Annotated in this window: 18 protein-coding genes; 10 read left to right on the forward strand and 8 right to left on the reverse strand. The window is 71.1% G+C overall.

The annotated features are described in order from the left end of the window. Positions 1-13 precede the first annotated feature (13 nt). The 3 genes from ACIBEJ_RS16275 to ACIBEJ_RS16285 are packed head-to-tail and all read left to right on the forward strand — an operon-like array spanning position 14 to position 3,233. Entirely contained in the window at positions 14-1,459 is a 1,446-nt protein-coding gene (locus tag ACIBEJ_RS16275) for a WXG100 family type VII secretion target (protein WP_397183524.1), read from the forward strand. After that, positions 1,456-1,860, forward strand: coding sequence for a hypothetical protein (locus ACIBEJ_RS16280; RefSeq protein WP_397183525.1), 405 nt, complete (start codon positions 1,456-1,458; stop codon positions 1,858-1,860). The genes ACIBEJ_RS16275 and ACIBEJ_RS16280 overlap by 4 nt, the downstream gene beginning before the upstream one ends. Before the next feature lie 8 nt (positions 1,861-1,868). Beyond that, the gene (locus ACIBEJ_RS16285; RefSeq protein ID WP_397183526.1) at positions 1,869-3,233 is read left to right on the forward strand and encodes a hypothetical protein; all 1,365 of its coding nucleotides are present in this window, start codon (positions 1,869-1,871) and stop codon (positions 3,231-3,233) included. Positions 3,234-3,236: 3 nt separating this feature from the next. Here ACIBEJ_RS16285 and ACIBEJ_RS16290 read toward each other — a convergent pair whose 3' ends face one another. Genes ACIBEJ_RS16290 through ACIBEJ_RS16300 form a run of 3 tightly spaced genes read right to left on the reverse strand, consistent with a single transcriptional unit; the run spans position 3,237 to position 5,066 of the window. Next, positions 3,237-3,674: a YbaB/EbfC family nucleoid-associated protein gene (locus ACIBEJ_RS16290; RefSeq protein WP_397183527.1), complete on the reverse strand. Its 438-nt coding sequence runs from the start codon at positions 3,672-3,674 to the stop codon at positions 3,237-3,239. Positions 3,675-3,723: 49 nt separating this feature from the next. Continuing rightward, positions 3,724-4,752 (reverse strand): hypothetical protein, encoded by a 1,029-nt coding sequence (locus ACIBEJ_RS16295; protein ID WP_397183528.1) that lies wholly within the window; start codon positions 4,750-4,752, stop codon positions 3,724-3,726. Beyond that, positions 4,752-5,066, reverse strand: a complete 315-nt coding sequence (locus ACIBEJ_RS16300) for a hypothetical protein (protein WP_397183529.1) — start codon at positions 5,064-5,066, stop codon at positions 4,752-4,754. Before ACIBEJ_RS16300 ends, ACIBEJ_RS16295 begins: the two co-directional genes overlap by 1 nt. 142 nt (positions 5,067-5,208) lie before the next feature. On the opposite strand from ACIBEJ_RS16300, the gene ACIBEJ_RS16305 reads away from it, so the two are divergent. Next, the gene (locus ACIBEJ_RS16305) at positions 5,209-5,637 is read left to right on the forward strand and encodes a YbaB/EbfC family nucleoid-associated protein (protein WP_397183530.1); all 429 of its coding nucleotides are present in this window, start codon (positions 5,209-5,211) and stop codon (positions 5,635-5,637) included. A gap of 3 nt (positions 5,638-5,640) precedes the next feature. Here ACIBEJ_RS16305 and eccD read toward each other — a convergent pair whose 3' ends face one another. Next, entirely contained in the window at positions 5,641-7,083 is a 1,443-nt protein-coding gene (gene eccD / locus ACIBEJ_RS16310; RefSeq protein ID WP_397183531.1) for a type VII secretion integral membrane protein EccD, read from the reverse strand. Positions 7,084-7,171: 88 nt separating this feature from the next. On the opposite strand from eccD, the gene eccCa reads away from it, so the two are divergent. From eccCa to ACIBEJ_RS16325, 3 genes are read left to right on the forward strand one after another with little or no spacing between them, the layout of a single operon-like run. Next, positions 7,172-11,182 (forward strand): type VII secretion protein EccCa, encoded by a 4,011-nt coding sequence (gene eccCa, locus ACIBEJ_RS16315; RefSeq protein ID WP_397183532.1) that lies wholly within the window; start codon positions 7,172-7,174, stop codon positions 11,180-11,182. 3 nt (positions 11,183-11,185) lie between these two features. Continuing rightward, on the forward strand, positions 11,186-11,524 hold the full coding sequence (locus ACIBEJ_RS16320) for a hypothetical protein (RefSeq protein ID WP_397183533.1): 339 nt from the start codon (positions 11,186-11,188) through the stop codon (positions 11,522-11,524). Continuing rightward, the gene (locus tag ACIBEJ_RS16325; RefSeq protein WP_397183534.1) at positions 11,521-12,603 is read left to right on the forward strand and encodes a transglycosylase SLT domain-containing protein; all 1,083 of its coding nucleotides are present in this window, start codon (positions 11,521-11,523) and stop codon (positions 12,601-12,603) included. The genes ACIBEJ_RS16320 and ACIBEJ_RS16325 overlap by 4 nt, the downstream gene beginning before the upstream one ends. A 46-nt stretch (positions 12,604-12,649) precedes the next feature. Here ACIBEJ_RS16325 and ACIBEJ_RS16330 read toward each other — a convergent pair whose 3' ends face one another. From ACIBEJ_RS16330 to ACIBEJ_RS16340, 3 genes are all read right to left on the reverse strand, one after another. Next, positions 12,650-14,704, reverse strand: a complete 2,055-nt coding sequence (locus ACIBEJ_RS16330; protein ID WP_397183535.1) for a serine/threonine protein kinase — start codon at positions 14,702-14,704, stop codon at positions 12,650-12,652. A gap of 117 nt (positions 14,705-14,821) precedes the next feature. Beyond that, complete coding sequence (locus tag ACIBEJ_RS16335) at positions 14,822-15,958, reverse strand: S8 family serine peptidase (protein ID WP_397183536.1); 1,137 nt, start codon at positions 15,956-15,958, stop codon at positions 14,822-14,824. A gap of 119 nt (positions 15,959-16,077) precedes the next feature. Next, positions 16,078-16,350, reverse strand: coding sequence for a WXG100 family type VII secretion target (locus tag ACIBEJ_RS16340; RefSeq protein ID WP_184957858.1), 273 nt, complete (start codon positions 16,348-16,350; stop codon positions 16,078-16,080). 130 nt (positions 16,351-16,480) lie between these two features. On the opposite strand from ACIBEJ_RS16340, the gene ACIBEJ_RS16345 reads away from it, so the two are divergent. The 3 genes from ACIBEJ_RS16345 (at position 16,481) to ACIBEJ_RS16355 (ending at position 20,441) form a co-directional block, all read left to right on the forward strand. Continuing rightward, a complete protein-coding gene (locus ACIBEJ_RS16345) occupies positions 16,481-17,200 on the forward strand; it encodes an SDR family NAD(P)-dependent oxidoreductase (protein ID WP_397183537.1) in 720 nt (239 codons plus the stop codon). A gap of 36 nt (positions 17,201-17,236) precedes the next feature. Beyond that, positions 17,237-18,985, forward strand: a complete 1,749-nt coding sequence (locus ACIBEJ_RS16350; RefSeq protein ID WP_397183538.1) for an acetyl/propionyl/methylcrotonyl-CoA carboxylase subunit alpha — start codon at positions 17,237-17,239, stop codon at positions 18,983-18,985. 94 nt (positions 18,986-19,079) lie between these two features. After that, the gene (locus ACIBEJ_RS16355; protein WP_397183539.1) at positions 19,080-20,441 is read left to right on the forward strand and encodes a hypothetical protein; all 1,362 of its coding nucleotides are present in this window, start codon (positions 19,080-19,082) and stop codon (positions 20,439-20,441) included. 442 nt (positions 20,442-20,883) lie between these two features. Here ACIBEJ_RS16355 and ACIBEJ_RS16360 read toward each other — a convergent pair whose 3' ends face one another. Further along, positions 20,884-22,278: an NAD(P)H-quinone dehydrogenase gene (locus ACIBEJ_RS16360; RefSeq protein ID WP_397183540.1), complete on the reverse strand. Its 1,395-nt coding sequence runs from the start codon at positions 22,276-22,278 to the stop codon at positions 20,884-20,886. Between the last annotated feature and the right edge of the window lie 7 nt (positions 22,279-22,285).

Genomic DNA, 22,285 nt, shown 5'->3' on the forward strand with positions numbered 1-22,285 from the left:
GGAAGGGGGGTCCGTGGCCGTAAACGACTCGCCGATCAAATATCCGATCGACGACACGGAGTTCGACGGCGCGACGCTCGACATGCTCCGCGACACGCTGAGCAAGAACAATCCGGAGCTGCTGAAGCACGCGGCCGCGGAACTCTCCTCGGCGAAGAAACGGCTCGACAACCTGATCGACGTCATCGACAGGAACCTCGTCGCGCTCGACAAGAGCTGGACCGAGGGCGAGGACGCCAAGACGGTCAAGGCCCAGTTGCGCAGGCTCAAGGAGTCCGCCGAGAGCATCTCGAAGGCCATCGCGACCGAGGCCGGCGGCCAGCCGCACGGGGTGGCGCCCGCGCTGGTCTCGCAGGCACTGGTGCTGACCGCGATGAGCGGCAAGAGCGTGCCCAAAGACCCCGGCAGCGACATCTCCTTCCTGGAGGCCGCCTTCGAGGGCGGCGCGGCGGGCACCGCGGTGGGCGCGGGCGTCGGCTTCTTCGCCGGAGGCGTCGGCGCGGTGCCCGGTGCGGTGATCGGCGCCGTCACCGGCACGATCGTGGGCGGCATCACCTCGCTGTTCTCCGACACCCCCTTCGCCAACCTCTTCGGCGAGTCCAAGGAGGAGAAAGAGCGCAAGCTGGCGAAGCAGCACATCGACAAGCTGAGCGAGATCACCAAGATCAACAACGAGCTGTTCCCCGTCTCGCTCAGGACGGACACGCCCGAGTTCTCGATCGGCCCCACGGTCCCCGACCTGACGCCCACCAACGCGAAGCTGCCCAACGGCGGCGGCCTGCCCGGCGGCCCGAGCCTCGGCATCGATCCCGACAAGCTCAACGGCATCGACCCGAACCTCAACGGCGACCTGAACGCCGGCAAGCCGGGCGAATTGCCGGGTCACAACCCGTTCGACCCCGCGAGCAAGCTGCCCGGCGACGGCAACCTCAGCGGCTCCGGCCTGCCCGGCGCGAACGGCTTCGACCCCAACGGCTCCTACGGAAGCGGAATCGGAAGCGGGACCGGAAGCGGAACCGGCGACGGCAACGGAACCGGCGGCAAGACCCCGGACGGAAAGATCCCGGGCGCACCGGACCTCGACCCCGGCGCGCTCACCGCCCCCAGCACGCCCGAAACGACCCTGGCCGCGTACAACCCGGAGCTGTCGGCCTACAACAACACCAACGGCAACCCCTCCACGACGTACGGCAACGCCAACGTGGGCACCAACGGCCCGGGAGCGGGAGCCGGAGCCGGAGCCGGGGCGGGAGGCGCCGCGGGCGCGGTCGGGGCCGCACGCGCGTACGGCAGCGCGGGCTCGATGGTGCCGGCGATGCCGATGAGCGCGGCCGGCAACAAGGACGAGCAGGAAGAGCGGGAACGCACCACCTGGCTGTATGAGGACGACGACCTGTTCTCCAGCGAGGAGAGAACCACCATCCCGCTGATCAACGACAAGTCGAAGGGCAGGGCATGAGACCCGCTGACGGCGGCTCGCCACCGCCTTCCCTGGAGCTGGCGCCCAACTGGCCGGGACTGGACGGATACGGCGACCACGACGGCCCGCACATCGACCACGTGCGCGTCAAGCAGATCCTCAAGGTGCTCAGGGAGGACCTGGGCGCCCTGCGGGCCAAGGCAGGCGCGATCAGCGCGGGCGGCGGCACCCCCGCCGACCTCAAGAGCGCGGGCAAGGTCGGCCCCGCGCAGATCGGCACCTGGGAGACCGCCAACTACTTCGGCCAGAACGCCGAGCAGGCGTACGAGGTGCTGAGCGGCAAGTACCTGATGCTCATCGACCACGTCGAGAAGCTGGTCGCGGGCATCGAGAAAGCCGTGCTGAACTACGAAAAAGGCCATCGGGACAGCAGTGCTTAGGATCGCCAATGCCTGAGAACAAGGGCTGGGAGCCCATCCGGATCTACAGCTACCTGGGTGAGGCCGACGGCGGCAAGCTGACCAGGGACGAGATCGACCGGCTGCTCCAGGCGACCGACCCCGACAAGGTCGCCGCCGCGGGTGACGCCTTCATCACCGCGATGGAGCTGGTGGGGCCGCCGGACGGCGCCGGCGGGGACGAGGAGGGCCTCCAGGCCGCGCTGACCCGCGCCGCCACGGAGCTGGCGAAGGTGTGGCGCGACGACGGCGCGACGACCGCGCAGAACACGCTGCGCGCGCTGCACGCCACGGCGGGCGCGATCGGCGACGCCATGATGCGCACCGGGGCGCCGCTGTCCGGCTACGCGCACACGCTGCGCCAGTACCGCAGCACGATGCCCTCGAACGCGACGCCGGAGAAGACCGGCGAGGTCGGCGGCACGACGGGCGACCCGGAGACGAACACGCCTCCCACCCCGGACGAGGCCGCGCGGGCGCATCTGAAGGCGCTCAACGCCGAGATCATCACCTACAACGGGCAGCTCTCCGAGGGGCTGGCCTTCGACTTCCCGGTGATCGAGCCGATCGAGGTGACCACCGACAAGGCGCCCAACATCGACCCGTCCGGCAGCTCCGACGTGCCCACCGGCAGGGACGGAACCTGGCAGGCGGGCAACGACGGCACCGGCTCCCCGACCGGCGGCAACCCGACAGGCGAGCAGAAGCCCGGCGGCACGCCGGGCGACCAGAAACCGGGCGACCAGACCCCCGGAGACGACACGCCGGGCCAGGACAGACCGGGCGAGGACAAGCCGGGCGAGGACCGGCCGGGTGACGACCAGCCAGGTGATGACAAGCCGGGTGATGACAAGCCGGGCGAGGACACCCCCGGAGACGACAGGCCGGGCGAGCAGAAGCCGGAGGACCAGGCGCCGGACAACCCGGGCGACCAGAAGCCCGGCCAGGACCCGGAGAGCGTTCCCCCGGTGATCGGCGCGAACCCGGAGACCGAGCTGTCCGACTTCCAGAACAACCCGACCGGCACCCCGCCCACGACCACCACGCCGACCCCGACGCCCACGCCCACGCCGTCCAACCCGACGACCACGGGCAACCCGTTCACCCCGAACGGCGTGATCACCAACGGTCAGCCGCCCGGCACGGGCTACGGCACCGGCGCGACGGGCGGCGCGGGCGCGTCGCCCGCGGTCCTTCGCGGTGGTACGCCCGGCACCGGCACCGGCTTCATGCCGTTCATGCCTGGGGCGGCGGGCGGCGAGAACGGCAGTGGCGAGCGCGAACGCGACATCTACGACCCGGAGGGCGACGTCTGGTCCGTCCCGCACCCGACGAGCCCCACCAAGATCGGCTGAGGCTCACATCTCCATGCGGTTGCGGATCTTGGTGAGCTCGCCCATCGCGTCGTCGTAGACGCGGTTGTAGGCGGACTCGGCCGAGCGCACGTCGGCCAGCATGCCCTCGGGGTTGTTGACGTACCTCATCGGGTTCTGGTCGCCGAAGGCGGCGTCCATGGCCTCGCTGACCTGGTTCTGGAGGTCGGCCGCCGCCTCGGCCATCACGGCCTTGATCAGATCGGCGAGCTCGCCCGAGCTCAGCCGCATGGCCTTGGGATGGAGCGTGAGTTCGCGCAGCCCGGCACTGGTGTATTCGACGTGGACGAACTTGTCGTCGTCCTGCGCGCGCCCGACGAGCTCGCCCAGGGTCTGCTGGAGCTCTCCCACCCGGGCGAACTGCTGCTCGGCCGACCGCATGACCTTGTCCAGATCCTCGGCCCGGAACTCCTCTTCCTTCATGAAGACCCTCCCAAAGCCCGTCAAACGTCCGCAGCAGCCTACTTCAAGCTCACGGCTTGGTGATCGGCCCCGGCACCCGCTTGGGCTCGAGCCAGTCGAACTGGTCCCACCCGTCCGGCAGCGCGTCCGGCTTGGGCGGCGTCTTGAACGAGGGGTACTTGCTGGTGTCGATGGTGATGCTCTTGAAGTCGATCGCCGCCTCGCCGCCGGGCGCCACGTAGCCGAACTGGTGCCGCTTCTTCGCCACGGTCGCCAGCACGTCGCCGACGGCCTTCAGCGTGGACGACGTCACCATCGCCAGGATCGCGGTGGTGGTGTTCACGCCGTTCGTCACGATCTTCTCCAGCAGCATCCCGGTTACCGTGGTCTGGGGCACCGCCTGCAGCCGCTTGGCGAACATCAGCAGGCCCACGGCGGCGATGGCCAGGGTGATGATCCGCAGCCAGAAGGCGCGGTAGCTGGCCGCGACCTCGTCGATCATGCCGCCGACGTCGCCGATGCTGGAGCGCAGGGCGCCGATCTCGCGGTGGAAGAGCCACAGGATCCGCTCGAACTCCTCGCGGTCGCGGGCGATCCAGCCGTCCTTTGAGGTGTTGAGGAGCTGGGGCAGGAGCTGCTTGATGCCGTCGTCCAGGCGGGCGGCGATGCCGTGCTTCCAGTTGGTGGCGGCTTGGGCCATGCCGGGCTCGTTCGCGATCAGGCCGGCCGAGATGAAGATCGCGGGCGACAGGCGTATCGACAGCTTGCCGACCTTCTTCAGCTGCGTGTGAACCCGCTGACCGAACGAATCCCCCGCGGCGGCCGACGAGGCGGGCGCCGGCCCACCGGCGGGCGGGCCGGCCGTCGAGGCCGCCGAGGGGGTGCCCGCCGAAGCGGACGGAGCGGACGCCGGAGCAGAGGGGGCGCCCGCCGGAGCGGACGGCGTGCCCGCGGGAGCGGACGGGGTGCCCGCCGGAGTGGAGGGAGCGGACGCGGGAGCGGAAGGGGTGCCCGCCGCTGGGGGTGGTGTGGAGCCCGGGGCCGGGTTTCCGGGCGGCGGCGTCCCGGACGCGGGGCCCTGCGGGGGTGGCTGGCTCATCAGAGGTACCTGACCTTGCTGTTCTCCTCGGCGGTACGCCAGTTCCGCCTGGCCAGCTCCAGCCCGGAGGAACAGCGGTCGACGCAGTCCCTGGCCTCGCCGAGCGTGCTGTCGGCCCAGGTACGCAGCCCCTCGTACACACCGCCCAGGATCGGTGTGCCGAACAGCCCGAACCCGATCCCGTCCACCCGGGTGGTGTCCACCAGGTCGCGGACGAAGGTGACCGCCACCTCGAGCTCGTTGTCGACCCGGGAGCGCAGGTGGGAGATGGCCGCGGAGGTCACGTAGACCTCCTGCTGAGCCGGCCCAGCCATCGACGAATTTGTAGCCACAAATCCGGATTCTTGCCGACATTTGGCGTCAGACCTGGTGATAGCGCCGGTTTTCATGATCGGTTCAGCGGGACGTCGGCCAGTGCTCGCCATCGGTTAACCCACCGCCGGTGGCCTTCCCCTCATGGAGTACAGCGAACACGACCTCGACAACCTGATCCGCGCCGGCGAGCGCGAGATGCGCGAACTGCTCCAGGCCATGGAAGGGCTGAAGGAGACCTCGGGCGCCGGCGAGAGCCGTAGCGGCATGATCAGCGCCGCGGTCGGCCACGACGGCAGGATCCGCACGCTCAAGATCGGCCCCCGCGCGATGCGGCTCGAGTCCGCGGAGCTGGCCGAGCAGGTGATCGAGGCCGTCACCGCAGCCCAGGACGACCTCGACCGCGCCACCCGCGCCCTGCTCCCACCCGGCGAGAACGGCGAGAACGGCGAGAACGTCGACCCGGCCGCCATCATGCGGCGGTTCGAGGAGATCCAGGACGACCTCGCCAGGGAGAACGGCGAGCGCATCGGCCGGATCCAGCGCCTGCGCAGCCGCGAGTACGACGAGTAGCCGTCAGCCGGACAGGCCGCGGATCCAGGAGTAGACGTCCAGCACGCCGAGAGCGAGCGGGAAGAGCGCGACGATCAGGATGACGTCCACGATGTCCCCGGCCCGTCCCCAGAACGGCGAGGGCCGTCCGGCCGGCAGCCACAGCCCGAGCCCCAGCGCCAGCAGCGCCGCCCAGAGCAGCCCGAGCGCCAGCCCCGCCGCCGCGACCGTACCCATGCCCGCGCTCATCCCGACGCCGAGGGCGACCAGCCCGGCCACGCCGGTGACGATCAGCCAGACGCGCTGCCCGAGCCCGTGGTAGACCCGCGAGCGCAGCAGCAGCGTCAGGCATAGCACCGCGGCCATCGCCACGGCCGTCCAGGAGTCCTCCATGACGAGGAGCACGAGCGCGCCCGCCGCGGTCAGCGAGAGGCCGATGATCATCCCGGTGGAGTAGCGGCGGGCCTGGCCGGTGCGCTCCAGCACGGCCGCGCTGTCGAGCCGCTGGTTGTCGGCGCGCAGTTCCTCGGCGTTGGTGGGCAGTTCGGGCAGCGGCACCCTGGCCATCTTGAACGACATGCCCGGGACCATCGGGCTGAAGGCGATCAGCAGCGTGACCGTGATCGCGGCCACCCCCGCCGCCGGCACCTCGAAGATCATGACGATGGCCGCGCCTATCGCGCCCACGACCGTGGCGATGGCCGTACCCAGGAATCCCGCGACGCCGTCGGAGGTGAGCGCGGCGCCGAGCGTGGCCACCAGCGCGGTGCAGGCGAGCGCGGCGAGCAGTTGCGGCGCGCCGATCACCCCCGAGCTCAGCGCGAACAACCCACCGAGGAAGGCGTACGGCAGCGCCGTGTAGCCGATCAGCGCCCCGGCGGAGGAGTTGCCCACGGCCCGCGACAGAACGGTGCCGACGACCAGCAGCACCAGCGCGAGCATGCCGGACACGACCGCGAGGCTGACCGCCGAGCCGCCGGCCAGCATGAGCGCGGGCGCCCCGAGCGCGAGCAGCCCGGCGGCCACCCCGACGCCCATGGCCTTGGTGTGGCGTTGCTCCCAGCGCCCGGAACCGTCCTTCACGCCGGTGGCCACCACGTCGGCCACGTCGTCGAAAAGGGCGGCGGGCATGGCCGCCTCACGGGGACGCAGATAGAGGATCTCCCCGTCGAGCACCCCCAAAGCGCCCAGCGACTGCCCGAGGTCGAGCGGCGCGCCGCCGAGGCGCTGCAGCACCCAGCCGGGGTCGGCGGCCGCGTCACCACCGGCCTCGCCGAGCGCGCGCAACAGGCCGGGCATCACGTGCGGCAGCGGGATGTCCGCGGGGAGCGCGAGGTCGGCCCTGCGGCGCGGGGCGACGACGGTCACATGGCAAAGGGGCGTCAGCGGGGCCGGTGCCTGCGGCAACGCACCCTGCTGGATGGGCTGCATCGGCTGCGGGATCGGCTGATGGGCAAGCGAAGTCACGACCGTTCCTCCTCCAAGGGACAGGCCGAACATATCGGGACATTGCATCTGGTATGAAGGTGATCTGCGACAGGAGGTTTCACCGCCAGTGAGCATCGTTGTAGTACGGCGTCCGGAACGCCGGCCCAGTCCGCAGCCCCCTCGCGGGGAGATTCTGCTGGAATCGCCCCCCGAGATCCCCGAGGTCCAGCCCGCGGGACTGATGGGCATGCTCACCTGGGTACCGATGCTCGCCGGCGGCGCGGCCATGGGCCTGATGTTCACGGCGGGCGGCAACTCCAGCCCGCTCATGTACGTCGCCAGCGGCCTGTTCGCCGTCTCGATGCTCGGCATGTCCATCGGCCAGCTCGGCCGCAACGCCGGAGAGCGCAAGAACCGCCTCAACGGCCTGCGCCGCGACTACTTCCGCTACCTGGCCCAGATCCGCCGCAAGGTCCGCAAGGCCGCCGTCCAGCAGCGCGAGGCGCTCGAATGGAGCGGACCGCGGCCGGACTCGCTGTGGTGGGTCGCCATGGGCCCGCGCCTGTGGGAGCGCCGCCCGCGCGACGACGACTTCGGCACGGTACGGCTCGGCACCGGCGTCCAGAAGCTGGCCGTCCAGCTCGTCCCGCCGGACTCCAAGCCCGTCGAGGACCTCGACGCGCTGTCGGCCGGCGCGCTGCGCAGGTTCGTGCGCGCCCACTCCACGGTCTCGGAGCTGCCGGTGGCCGTGGCGCTCAACTCCTTCGCCCGCATCCATCTCAGCGGCGACCCGGTCGCCGTCCGCGAGCTGGTCAGGGCGATGATCGCCCAGCTCGCCGTCTTCCACTCCCCCGACGACATGCGGATCATGGTCTGCGCCGGCCAGGAGTGGATGCCGCACTGGGAATGGGTGAAGTGGATGCCGCACGCCCTCCACCCCGAGGCGCGCGACGGGGCCGGCCAGGTCAGGCTGATCACCGACAACATGGGCGAGCTCGACCAGATGGTGGGCGACGATCTCAAGGAGCGGGCGAGGTTCCGGGCGGGGAGCGCCGCGGACGCGCTGCCGTACCACGTGGTGATCGTGGACGGCGGGATCGTGCCGCACGACTCCCAGCTCGGCACCGACGCCATCCAGGGCGTCACCGTGATCGACCTGTCGGAGTCCACGGGCGTGGTGGAGGAGCGCAGCATGCTCCGCCTGGACGTGCAGGCCGACGGGTTCCACATGGTCAAGATCGACCACGCGGGCAAGCGCTCCACGACGCGGCTCGGCGACCCCGACGCGCTCGACTTCCTGCGGGCCGAGGGCCTGGCCCGCCAGCTCGCGCCGCTGCGCGCCTCCGCCTCCTCCGGCGGCGGCGAGGCCCAGGACGTGCTCGGCGTCAACACCTCGCTCACCGACCTGCTGGGCGTCGGCGACCCGACCAGGCTGCACCCGGCCGTGACCTGGCAGCCACGCGCGGGACGCAACCGGCTGCGGGTGCCGATCGGGCTCGGCGCCGACGGCCGCGTGGTGGAGCTGGACATCAAGGAGTCGGCGCAGGGCGGCATGGGCCCGCACGGCCTGGTCATCGGCGCGACCGGCTCGGGCAAGTCGGAGCTGCTGCGCACGCTGGTGCTCGGCCTCGCGATCACGCACTCCTCGGAGATCCTCAACTTCGTCCTGGTCGACTTCAAGGGCGGCGCGACCTTCCTCGGCCTGGAGACGCTGAAGCACGTCTCGGCGGTCATCACCAACCTTGAGGACGAGCTGCCGCTGGTCGACCGCATGCACGACGCGCTGCACGGCGAGATGGTGCGCCGCCAGGAACTGCTGCGCGCGGCGGGCAACTACGCCTCGCTGCGCGACTACGAGCGGGCCCGCGAGCATGGCGCCGACCTGAAGCCGATGCCGACGCTGTTCGTGGTGCTGGACGAGTTCAGCGAGCTGCTGTCGGCCAAGCCGGAGTTCATCGACCTGTTCGTGATGATCGGGCGGCTCGGCCGTTCGCTCGGGGTCCACCTGCTGCTGGCCTCACAGCGTCTGGAAGAGGGACGGCTGCGCGGCCTGGACACCCACCTGTCCTACCGGATCGGCCTGCGGACCTTCTCGGCCATGGAGAGCCGGGTGGTCCTGGGCGTGGCCGACGCGTACGAACTGCCGTCGGCGCCCGGCAACGGCTACCTGAAGTTCGACACGACCGGCATGACCCGCTTCAAGGCCGCCTACGTCTCCGGCGCCTACACCGCCGACCCCTCGGGCGCGGTGACCTCCGACGGCCGCGCCGCCTCCCACCAGGTCGTCGAGTACGGCACCGCCTTCGTCCCCCTCCCGGAGGAGGACGAGCCCCCGGCGCCCGAGCCCGAGGACGCCGACGAGCAGGAGGAGCCCGCGGCCGGCGGCCAGAACAGCCTCCTGGACGTCGTGGTCGGCCGCCTGGCCGAGCACGGCCCGGTGGCGCACCGCATCTGGCTGCCGCCGCTGGCCGAGCCGGCCACGCTGGCGCACCTGCTGCCGCCGCTGTCGGTCACCCCCGAGCTGGGCCTGTCCACCACCGACTGGCCGGGCCGAGGCAAGCTGCACGCCGTCGTCGGCATCATCGACAAGCCCTTCGAGCAGCGCCGCGACCCGCTCTGGCTGGACCTGTCGGGCGGCAGCGGCCACGTCGGCCTGGCCGGCGGCACCCAGAGCGGCAAGAGCACGGCCCTGCGCACGCTGGTGGCGGGCATGGCGCTCATGCACACGCCGCGCGAGATCCAGTTCTACTGCCTGGACTTCGGCGGTGGCTCGCTGGCCTCGCTGGAGGGCCTGCCGCACGTCGGCGGCGTCGCGACCCGCCTGGACGGCGACCGCGTGCGGCGTACCGTCGCCGAGATCTCCGCCGTCCTGGAGCAGCGCGAGCGCGGCTTCGCCGAGCAGGGCATCGAGTCGATCACCGCCTACCGCCGGATGATGGCCGAGGGCGCGATCGAGGGCGACGGCTGGGGCGACGTCTTCCTGGTCGTGGACGGCTGGCTGACGCTGCGCCAGGACTTCGAGAACCTGGAGCCGACCATCACCGACCTGGCCGCGCGCGGGCTCGGCTACGGCATCCACGTCATCGCCTCGACCAACAAGTGGTCGGAGTTCCGTCCGAGCATCCGCGACCTGTTCGGCACCAGGATCGAGCTCAAGCTGGGCGACTCCTACGAGTCGGAGGTCAACAGGAAGAAGGCCCTGGCGGTGCCCGAGGCCACGCCGGGCCGCGGCCTCACCAAGGACGGCTTCCACTTCCTGTCGGCGTTGCCGCGCATCGACGGCGTGCAGAGCCCCGACGACCTGGCCAACGGCGTGCGCGGGCTGGTGCAGGCGGTCCGCGAGTCGTGGCAGGGCCCGCCGGCCCCGGTGGTACGGCTGCTGCCCGCCGTACTGCCCGCCGCGACGCTGCCGGGACCCGAGCAGACGGCGCCGCACCAGATCCCGATCGGCATCGACGAGGCGACGCTGCAGCCCGCGCTGCTCGACTTCGAGAACGACCCGCACTTCATCGTCCTGGGCGACAACGAGAGCGGGAAGTCGAACCTGCTGCGCCTGGTGGCGGAGAGCCTGGTCGCCAGGCAGACGCCGAGCCAGGCCATGATGATCATGATCGACTACCGGCGGGCGCTGCTCGACGCGGCCGTCGGCGACCACCGCATCGGCTACGCCGCCTCCAGCGCGGCCGCCGCCGAGATCGTCAACGACGCCAAGGGCGCACTGCTCAGCCGCCTGCCCCCGGCCGACCTCACCCCGGACCAGCTCCGTCAGCGGAGCTGGTGGGCCGGCTCCGACCTGTACATCTTCGTCGACGACTACGACCTGGTGGCCACCTCGTCCAACCCGCTGCTGCCGCTGGTGGACCTGCTGCCGCAGGCCCGCGACATCGGCCTGCACGTGATCGTCTCGCGGCAGATGGGCGGCGCGGGCCGGGCCATGTTCGACCCCGTCATCCAGCGGCTGAAGGACATGGCCAGCCCCGCGCTGATCATGTCGGGCAGCAAGGACGAGGGCTACCTGTTCAACAACGTACGGGCGCAGCCGCTGCCGCCCGGACGCGGCACCCTCGTGGACAGGAAGTTCGGGACCCGCCTCATCCAGACCGCCTTCCTCAGCCCACCGGAGACCGGAGAAGAGTAGGAAATGGCGAACCTCGACATCCACTTCAAGGCGCTCGACGAGTGCCGCACGGCCATCAACAAGGCCAGGGGCCAGTACGGCGACGTCAGGTCGGAGAACAATCCCGGCGGCGACCCGCCCTCCTACACCAAGGAGGGCAGGGTCGAGATCCACCGCAAGGGCACCCCCGCGGACGCGTGCGGCGACCTGAAGGACTCCGCCGCCCTGGTCAAGATCGTGGACGAGGTGTGGTCGACGCTGATCAACGAGGGCGACCAGGCGACCAGGAAGCTCAAGGACGTGGAGGCCGGGCTGAACGCCGTCGAGGAGAACATCAGGGCCGCCCACAAGGCGACGTCGTGAGCGCGACGCCGGCCGTACCGGAGCGGATCGCGGCGCTGCAGCGCAAGGTGAGCGGCGACCCCGGCGCGCTGGACGCGGTCGCCAAGTCGTGGCGTGCCATCTCCGACGAGACCGACGACTACGTGGGCGGCCTGGGCCGCGCCGTCAACGTGGTGGACGAGGCGTGGCACGGCCGCTCCGCCGACTCCTTCGTCTCCTACATGCGCGAGTACGGCAAGGCCGGCGAGGGCCTCTACCTGCTGCTGTCCAACGCCGCGGCCTCCCTCGACACCGCGGCCGCCTCCCTGCGCAGCGCCAAGTCCGGCGTGGACGGCATCGCCTCCAAGCTCACCACGGACCTGGCCAACCACCACACGAAGTACTTCGCCGACAACAAGGACGCGACCGAGGCTGGCTGCGAGGCGGGTGCGAAGCCGCTCATCGACCAGGCGGAGATCGACGCCAAGGTGCACGTCGACAAGGCGGAGAAGGACGTGACCGCGGCGAAGAACGCCATCCGCGGCTTCCTGGACAACCGACCCCTCACCTTCGCCGCCATCCCCGAGATCGCCAAGAAGGACTTCACCCCCGAGGCGGGCCGCAAGATCGTCTGGGAGCCGACCGAGGGCTACGGCAAGAACGGCGGCGCGGGCGGCGACGGCTCCGGCACCGGCGGGCGCAACGTCGGCGGCTACGGCCCCAGCGGTCCCCCGCCCCCGGCGGGCGGCGGCCCCGCGCCCACCGGGCAGGTCAAGGCGTGGATCGACGAGGCCATCAAGATCCTTGAGGCGAACGGCGTGCCGGCCGGGAAGATGAACCCCAACGACATCTGGATGATCATCCAGCACGAGTCCGGCGGCAACCCGCACGCGATCAACCTCTGGGACTCCAACGCCGCCGCCGGCCACCCCTCCAAGGGCCTGATGCAGACGATCGACCCGACGTTCAACTCCTACGCGCTGGACGGCCACACCAACATCTACAACCCGGTGGACAACATCATCGCCGGGGTCCGCTACGCCGTCAGCAGGTACGGATCGGTCTCCAACGTGCCCGGCGTGGTCGGCATGAAGACCGGCGCCGGATACAGCGGCTACTGAGCGACGAGAACGCCCCCCGGATCCATCCGGGGGGCGTTTCGTGTGGTTATCCGCAGTTGCCCCAGCCCGCGCTGGTGCTCCCGGAGCCCGCGCTCCCGGAGAACCGCACGCACTTGCCCTTGGCGGGCAGCTTCACCGGGCCGGCGTAGTACTCGAAGTTGCCGCTGTCGGTCCTGGAACCGCCGCCCTGGACCTCCAGGGTGGCGCTGACCGGGGTGGCCTTGCCGACGTTGACGGTCTTCATCGTGACCACGCAGTTCTCACCGGTGCTCTTGTTGTAGAGCTGGTAGGTGGTGCCACCGGCGAACGACTGGCTGCGCTGGACGTAGAACCCGCCACCGCAGGCCGAGGTCGGCGTGTGCGGGTTCGGCTTCTCCGGCGCGGGCTTCGGCGGGTCGGGCTTCTTCGTGGGCGTCGGCTTCTGGGTAGGCGTCGGCTTGGGCTTCTGCGTCGGCGTCGGCTTCTGCGTGGGCGTCGGCTTCTGCGTGGGCGTCGGCTTCTGCGTGGGGGTGGGCTTCGGCTCCTCGGTCGTCGGAGTCGGCTTGGGCTCCTCGGTGGGCTTCTCCGTCGGCTTCTCGGTGGGCTTCTCGGTCGGCTTCTCCGAGGGCTTCTCGGTCGGCCGCTCCGTCTTGGTCACCGTGGCCGTCGGGGTCGGCTTGCCCTTGCGCGGCTTCTCCGTCGTCGGCTGCGGGTTCGGCTGCTGCGTCGGCGGCGTGGTCGGCACCGCGGGCACCGTGGGCGCGGCGGTCGGCGTCGGCGGGGAGGTCAGCTCGGGCACCGACGGCGTGCCGCTGGCCGAGGGCCACTCGGTCGGCAGTACCAGCGGGCCCACGCCATCCTCGTCCAGCGGCGGCGAGGTGACCGCCCACGGGACCGTGATCGTCGGCTGCGGCTGATCGGGCTGCGCCTGGCCGTCCACGGGAACGCCCCCCGTGGGCACGCCGCCCGGCCCCGTGCCCGACTCGCCGGCCACGGACGGGATCTTCACCACGTTGTTGCCCTCGGCCGCCGACTGCGCGACCGGCTGGATCTCCGCGTACCGTCCCGCGCCCCACAAGCCGACGCCGGACAGCAGCGCGATGACGCCCAGCCCGGCCACGAGGGCGACGGGGAAGCGCTTGCGCGGCCGCTCGGGCCCCACGGCGGCGCCGGCGAGCGGCTCCACCCTGATCGGCGGCTGCTGCTGGTTCGGGATCTGCGGCGGCCCCCACGAGGGCCCCTGCTGCTGGTACGGCGGCGCGGGCGAAACCGCCGGCGGCCCCGGCTGCACCGGCACCCCCTGGACCGGCTCCTCCTGGTGGATCAGGGTCTGCGCGTCGGGATGAACGGCGGGCGGCGGGATCATCCCGCTGGCCGGCCCGGTGTCACCGAGCAACTGCAGCAGCGCCGTGTAGGTGGTCGGCCGCTGGTGCACGCCCTTGGCCAGCGCGGCCAGCACGACGCGGCGCAGCGGCTGGGCGTCGAAGGGCAGGTGCGGCTCGGCGTTCAGGACGGCCTGCCCGTCCTGGCCGAACGGCGGCTCGCCGCTGCCGGCGAAGGCGACGACGGCGCCCCAGGCGAACACGTCCGCGTACGGGCCGTACTGCAGGCCGTTGATCTGCTCGGGCGCCTGGTAGCCGACCTCGCCGGCGGGGTCGCCGAGTCCGACGTCGGTGACCCTCGGGCCGTCGGCGCCCATGATGACGTTGTGCGGGGTCAGGCTGCGGTGCGCGATGCCCGCCAGGTGCACGGCCGACAGGGCGGTGAGGATGCCGAGCGCCAGCCGTTCGAGCGCGTCCTCGGCCAGCGGGCCGTCCTCGGCCACGGTCGCGGCCAGGCTGCGGCCCTCGACGTGCTCGCGGACCAGGTACGGCCGGTCCTCGTGCCAGCCCGAGTCGAGCACGCGGGCGATATAGGAACTCGAGACCCGCTTGGCCGCGGTGAACCGAGCGAGAGCCTCCGGTGTGACCTCGGGCTCGGGCGGCAGGAGCTTGATCGCCCTGATGGGGGCGTCGTCCTCCTCCCGGCCGAGGTATATGACCCCACGAGGTCCCTCACCCAGCAACCCGAGCAGGGTGTACTGGCCGATCTGCGGGGGATCCTCCGGCCGCAAAGGCGTCATTGGCCGTCTCTTTCATGAGTAGTCATGATCGAGACACATTGAACCAAAAAAGCCCCATATGTATCAGTAGTTTCGGTTACGATCCGACATTTCACTGTCAAGACGCCGTACTGACACTCAACCGGAGCCGCGCGCCCGCCGCCGGCTCATGGGCACGAACACCCGTGCGGTGACGACGAGAACGGCCAGGAGCGCGGCGAACCCGGCGATGATCCCGGCCTTCGCGATCGCGTCGTGGTCCACGGGCGGCGCCTTGGTCACCGCGTCCCTGCCCAGCGGCACGGGCGGCGGCGGGGCCACCACCGGGGCGTTCACCGGCTCGTACGGCAGGACCATCGTGACCGCCAGCATCGGGTTCACCATGCCCGCGCCGGTGCCCTTGCCGGTGGAGCCCTCGGCGGTGGCGATGACGCGGCGCCGTACCTGGTCCTGGTTGAGGTGGGGGAAACGCGCCCGCACCAGCGCGGCCACGCCCGTCACGTACGGCACCGCGAAGCTCGTGCCGTTCAGGTCGGACTGGTAGGCCTTGCCGGGCCAGGTCGCGGTGATCTCCTGACCGGGGCCGAGCACCGCCACCGGCGTCTTGGAGTTGGAGAAGTCGGAGCGCACGCCCTGCCGGTTGGCGGCGCCGACGGCCAGCACGCCCTCGTAGGCAGCGGGGTAGGCGGCGCTCACCGTCCGGTCCTCTTTGGTGACGTTGCCCGCGGCGGCGACGATGACCGCGTCCTTGGCGAGCGCGTAGTCGACCGCCGCCTTCAGCGCGGTGTGGTGCTCGGTCTGGATCGAGACGTTGATCACCTCGGCGCCGAGGTCGGCCGCGGCCTTGATGGCCTTCACCAGCAGCGCGAGTTCACCCTTGCCGTCGTGCGACTGCTTGAACGACATCAGGCTCACGTTCGGCGCCATCCCGTGGAAGGCGACGCCCTTCATGTCGCGGGCGGCGATGATGCCGGCGACGGCGGTGCCGTGGCCCACGCAGTCGCGGTAGCCCTTGCCGGTCAGGTCCGCCTTGCCCGAGACCGGGATCTGCGGGTGGGTCAGGTCGACGCCGCTGTCGATCACGGCGACTTTGACGCCGTCGCCCCTGGTCAGCGGCCACACCCGCTTGACGTCCATCCGCTGCTGCGCCCACGAGACGCCGGGCTGGAAGTTGCCCTTCTCCGGGTCGCAGTCGTCGCGCGCCACCTGGGCCGCGGCGGGCGCGGCGAGGAGTTGCAGCGCGATCAGGCTGACCAGAAAGGCGCGACCCATCATGGCCGTTTACCCTATCCCGTCCGCATTCGCCCGCTCCGTCCCGCAAGCAACCGGGCCCCGCTCGCTACCCCACCGCGCGGTACGGCTCCGCGGCGCGCACGCCGCGGAGCCGTGGCAGGTCAGCGCGTGGCGGACTCGATGTTGCCCCGGTAGGTGTTGATCACCCGGGCCGCCTCCTGGAGCTCCTCGGCCATCCGCTGGAAGGAGGCCCGGTAGGTCTGCCAGGCGCCGTTGAAGCGGTCGGCGCCGGGGCCGGTCCAGGCCGTGCCGACCTTGGCAGCCTCGCGGTCCAGCGCCGCCATCGTGGCCCGCACCGTCTCCGACTGCTGCGTGAACTGGGTCGCCATCTGCTGCATTTCCGCGGGGTTGCCACCAAGCAGACCCTGACTCATGAATGCCTCCTGCTGTCGCGACGAGAGAGCGCCCTCACCATAGGCACCACAGGGGCCCATCGCCCCCAGTTATGCCGAGCGGTTATGGTCTTCCAGAGGATTGTTCTGACCCCAGAGGAGCTTCGTCCCCATGCGCGAGGTTGTCGTCACCGGTGGCGGCACCGGCATCGGGTACGCGATCGCCGCGGCGTTCATCGCGCTAGGCGACCGCGTCACGATCACCGGCCGCCGCGAGCACGTACTGAAGGCGTCCGCCGAACGGCTCGGCGCCGCCTACGCGGCCTTCGACGCCGCCAGTCCCGCCGCGGTCAAGGAGGCCGCGCCCCACCTGCCAGGACACGTGGACGTGCTGGTCAACAACGCGGGCGGCAACACCAACCTCGACCGCGAGCCGTCCGCCGAGATCCAGGACGTGGCCGAGGGCTGGTGGGCCAACCTCAACGCCAACCTGATCTCGGCCGTCCTGGTCACGACCGCGCTGCTGCCGCGTTTCAGCAAGGGCGGGCGGATCGTCTCGATCGGCTCCATCGCCGCCCGCGGCACCGGCTCCGGCTCGTACGGCGCGGCGAAGGCGGCCGTCGAGTCCTGGACCGCCGACCTGGCCGCCGAACTCGGCCCCCGCGGCGTCACCGCCAACGTCGTCTCCCCCGGCCTGGTCGTCGACACCGAGTTCTTCCGCGGCAGGCTGACCGAGGACGGCATCAGGGCCAGGGTCGACAACACGCGCAACGGCCGACCCGCCACACCTGCCGACGTGGCCGAGACCGTACTCTTTCTGGCCTCGCCCGGTGCCCGACACCTGACGGGGCAGGTGGTCCACGTCAACGGAGGGGCGTACCTCGGTCGATAAACTCCGATTCAGCTCGTCCAGGAAGGAAAGACGCCGGTGCACAAGGTTCTCATCGCCAACCGGGGCGAGATCGCCGTACGGGTGGCCCGCGCGTGCAAGGACGCGGGCATCGCCAGCGTCGCCGTCTACGCCGAGCAGGACCTCGACGCCCTCCACGTCAAGATCGCCGACGAGGCGTACGCCCTCGGCGGTCAGTCGCCCGCGGAGACCTACCTCGACAGCGCCAAGCTGCTGCGGATCGCCGCCGAGTCGGGCGCCGACGCCGTCCACCCCGGCTACGGATTCCTGTCGGAGAACGCCGGCTTCGCCCAGGCCGTCATCGACGCCGGGCTGACCTGGATCGGGCCGCCGCCCGCCGCCATCGCCGCGCTGGGCGACAAGGTGCGGGCCAGGCACATCGCCGCCAAGGTCGGCGCGCCGCTGGTCGCCGGCACCCAGGACCCGGTCTCCGGTGTCGAGGAGGTCGTCGCGTTCGCCGAGCGGCACGGGCTGCCGATCGCCATCAAGGCCGCGTACGGCGGCGGCGGACGCGGCATCAAGGTGGCCCGCACACTCCAGGAGGTCCCCGACCTCTACGAGTCCGCGGTGCGCGAGGCCGTGGCCGCGTTCGGGCGGGGCGAGTGCTTCGTCGAGCGCTACCTCGACCGCCCGCGCCACGTCGAGACCCAGTGCCTGGCCGACGTCCACGGCAACGTGGTCGTGGTCAGCACCCGCGACTGCTCCCTCCAGCGCCGCCACCAGAAGCTCGTGGAGGAGGCGCCCGCCCCGTTCCTGTCCGCCGAGCAGGTCGAGACCCTCTACACCAGTTCCAAGGCCATCCTGCGCGAGGCCGGCTACGTCGGCGCCGGCACCTGCGAGTTCCTCGTCGGCCAGGACGGCACGATCTCCTTCCTGGAGGTCAACACCCGCCTCCAGGTCGAACACCCGGTCACCGAGGAGGTCTCCGGCATCGACCTGGTGCGCGAGATGTTCCGCGTGGCCGACGGCGAGGCGCTCGGCTACGACGACCCGGCGCTGCGCGGGCACTCCTTCGAGTTCCGCGTCAACGCCGAGGATCCGGGGCGCGGCTTCCTGCCCGCGCCGGGGACGCTGACCGTGCTGCGGCCGCCTTCGGGGCCGGGAGTGCGGCTCGACTCCGGGTACGAGGCGGGGATGACGGTGCCCCAGACGTTCGACTCGCTGGTGGCCAAGCTGGTGGTGACGGGGCGCAGCCGTACCGAGGCGCTGGAGCGCGCGCGCCGGGCGCTGGCGGAGTTCGAGATCGACGGCATGCCGACCGTGCTGCCCTTCCACCGGACCGTCGTCGAGGACCCGGCCTTCACCGCCGAGCCGTTCGCGGTCCACACGCGGTGGATCGAGACCGAGTTCGACAACACGATCCCGCCCTACTCGGGCGAGATCGCCTCCGGTGAGAGCCCCGCCAGGGAGACGGTGACCGTCGAGGTGGGGGGCAAGCGCCTGGAGGTGGTCCTGCCCGCCGGTCTGGGTACGGCCGGCAGTACGCCGTCGGCGAACGCCAAGGCCCCCAAGCGTGGGCCGGGCGGCGCCAAGAAGGCGGCGGCCGGCGGCGACGCGCTGGTCAGCCCGATGCAGGGCACGATCGTCAAGGTCGTGGCCGGCGACGGCGACACCGTGGCCGAGGGCGACACGGTCGTGGTGCTGGAGGCCATGAAGATGGAGCAGCCGCTCACCGCGCACAAGTCGGGTGTCATCACCGGTCTGGCGGCGGCCGTCGGCCAGACGGTGACCTCCGGGGCGACGATCTGCGAGATCAAGGACGCCTGAGGCCCCGGCGCGCCCCTCCCTGCGGGTAACGTGCGAGTTGAGGAACTTTCCCGACCGCCCGTTCGTCCTGAAGGGCGAAGGAGGCTAGCTGCCCATGACCCACTCGCTGCGCCGAGCGGGGGCCGCGACCGCGGCTCTGATCGCCGGTCTACTCGCTGTATTCGCGCTGTCCCCCGCTGCTCACGCCGCGGCGCCGCCTGACGCCCAGACCATCCTGTCCCATTGGAAGGACAAGCAGGATCCGCTCTACGTGGAGCCCGGCTCCGCGTTGACGTCCGACCAGCAGTCGGAGATCCGGTCCACCTTGAAGGACTCCAAGAGCGACATCTACGTCGCGGCACTGCCCGACGGCTCGGTCACCGACGTGAAGACGTACCTGACCAACCTGGGCAACGCGACGGCCGCGGCCAAGCAGAACGGCCGTGTGACCGTCGCAGTCCTCGACGGCAAGACCCTGTTCGCCGGATCGAACTTCGGCCGCAACAGCACCGGTCAGATCGCCAACCTGTCGACGCGCAACAACTCCGACATCGTGGCGGGCATGAACGAGTTCGTCGACCGGATCAACCTGCTGGCCGAGGGCAAGAACAGGTCGGCGCTGTCGTCCGGCTCGCCCAGCGGCGGCGGCAGCGGCACCGGCGCGCTCATCGGTCTCGGCGCCATCGCCCTGGTGGGTGGCGGCGGCTACTTCCTCTACTCCAAGAACAAGAAGAAGAAGCTCGCCGAGAAGCAGGCCAAGGAACTCGCGATGGTCAAGACGACCGTCGACGAGGACGTCACCAAGTTCGGTGAGGAGATCACCGCGCTCGACACCGACGTCACCCTCGCGGGCGAGGGCGGCCAGCACATCGACGAGTGGCAGCACGCCCTCGACTCCTACGAGAAGGCCAAGACCCAGCTCGCCACGATCGAGCGGACCGACCAAATCCGCGAGGTCACGCAGACGCTGGAGGACGGCCGCTACTCGCTGGCCGTGGTCAAGGCCAGGGTCAACAACCAGCCGGTGCCCGAGCGCCGCGCGCCCTGTTTCTTCAACCCGCAGCACGGCCCGTCCGTGCGCGACGTGCGCTGGGCTCCGGCCGGCGGCGCGGTGCGCGACGTGCCGGCCTGCGCGATGGACGCCGAGGCGGTCGAGCGCGGCTTCGACCCGCAGATGCGCGAGGTCATGGTCGACGGCCAGCGCCGCCCGTACTACGACGCGGGCCCGGCCTACCAGCCGTACGCCTACGGCTACTACGGCGGCTTCGGCGACATCATGACCGGCATGTTCATCGGCACGATGATGGGCAGCATGCTGGGCGGCTGGGGCATGGGCGGCTACGGCGCCGGCTACGCGGAGGGCTACTCCGACGGTGGCGGCGGCGACTTCGGCGGCGGCGGAGGTGACTTCGGCGGCGGCGACGGCGGCGGCTGGGGCGACTTCGGCGGCGGCGATTTCGGCGGCGGCGATTGGTAGTCCACCAGGGCTAGTTGCGGGCGCGTCCTCGTCAGAGGGCGCGCCCGCCGTTTTCCCATCCGTCAGCGCGCTTCTGTCCGTCAGGGCGCTTCCATCCGTCAGGGCGCTTCCATCCGTTACGGCGCTTCCATCCGTTACGGCAAGCCGTCCCCACGCCACCCGCCGACCCGCGCGGGCGCCGATCGTGGGGGTCGCTTCTCACGTCGGACAAACGCGCCACCGCAACGACCTACGTCAACCGTCGTCCCGGCCCACGCCTGACCGGGTCCCGGCCCACGGTTGGCCGAAGTTTCGGCGCCCTGCTGACCGGGATCTCCGGCACCCTGTTGACCGGAGTGCTGGCACCCTGTTGGCCAGAGTTCGGGCGCTCTGTTGGCCGGGGTTTCGGCCTCTTGTTGGCAGGAGGGGTTCTGGCACCTTGGTTGGGCGGGGCCTTCTGGGGTTAGAGGCCGATTGTGGCTTCTGGTTGCATGAGGCGGCGGGCGGCTTCGGTGATGCTGCCGGACAGGGACGGGTAGACGGCGAAGGTGTGGGCCAGTTGGTCCACCGTCAGGCGTTGCTGGACCGCCACCGAGACCGCGAGGATCAGTTCCGAGGCTCTGGGTGCCACCACCACGCCGCCCAGCACTATGCCGGTGTGGGGGCGGCAGAAGAGCTTGACGAAGCCGTCGTTGAAGCCCGACATCTTGGCCCTGGCGTTGGTGGCCAGGGGGAGCTTGACGACGTTGGCCTCGATCTCACCGGCCTCGATGGACCGCTGTGCCACGCCGACCGCGGCGATCTCCGGGTCGGTGAAGATGTTGGAGGCCACGGTCGCCAGCCGCAGCGGCTGGACGGCCTCGCCCAGCGCGTGCCAGACGGCGATGCGGCCCTGCATGGCGGCCACCGAGGCGAGCATGAGGACGCCGGTGCAGTCGCCCGCGGCGTAGACGCCGGGCGCGGAGGTGCGGGAGACCTTGTCGACCTTGATGAAGCCGTTGCGATCGAGCTGTACGCCCGCCTCGGCCAGGCCGATGCCGGTGGTGTTGGGGACCATGCCGACCGTCATCAGCGCGTGGGAGCCTTCGGCCACGCGGCCGTCCTCCAGCGTGACCAGGACGCCGTCGGCCGTACGCGTGACCGAGGAGGCGCGGGAGCGGCCCATGACGTTCATGCCGCGCCTGCGGTAGACCTCCTCCAGCACCTCGGCGCCGTCGGCGTCCTCGTTGGGCATCATGCGGTCGCGGCTGGAGACGAGCGTGACCTCGCAGCCCAGGGAGCGGTAGGCGCCGGCGAACTCGGCGCCGGTGACGCCGGAGCCGACCACGATCAGGTGCTCGGGCAGCTCGTCGAGGTCGTAGAGCTGGCGCCAGGTGAGGATGCGCTCGCCGTCGGGTTCGGCGCCGGGCAGGATGCGCGGGGTCGCGCCGGTGGCCACGAGGACCACGTCCGCCCTGATCGTGCGCTCGCCCGCCTTGACCACCTGCGGATCCACGAGGCGCCCGTGCGCCTTGATGATCTCGACGCCCTCGGCGGCGACCCTGGTCTCGATGTCCATGGACTGGGCCTGGGCCAGCTCCTTGACCCGCTTGTTGACCAGCGGCAGGTCGACCTGGGCGACGCCGACGTCGCCGTCGAGCCCGCCGGAGAAGGCGACGCCCAGCGAGGGCGCGTCCATGAGCGCCTGCTTGCGCACCGAGGTGGCGATGAGCGTCTTGGACGGCACGCAGTCGGTGAGCACGCACGCGCCGCCTGGACCGTCCTGCTCGACCATCGTGACCTCCGCGCCTAGTTGCGCGGCCACCAGCGCCGCCTCGTAGCCGCCTGGTCCGCCACCGATGATCACGATCCTAGTCACGTGTCCC

This window comes from Nonomuraea sp. NPDC050790 (genome assembly GCF_044456745.1).
In the GTDB taxonomy this organism is placed as follows: Bacteria; Actinomycetota; Actinomycetes; order Streptosporangiales; family Streptosporangiaceae; genus Nonomuraea.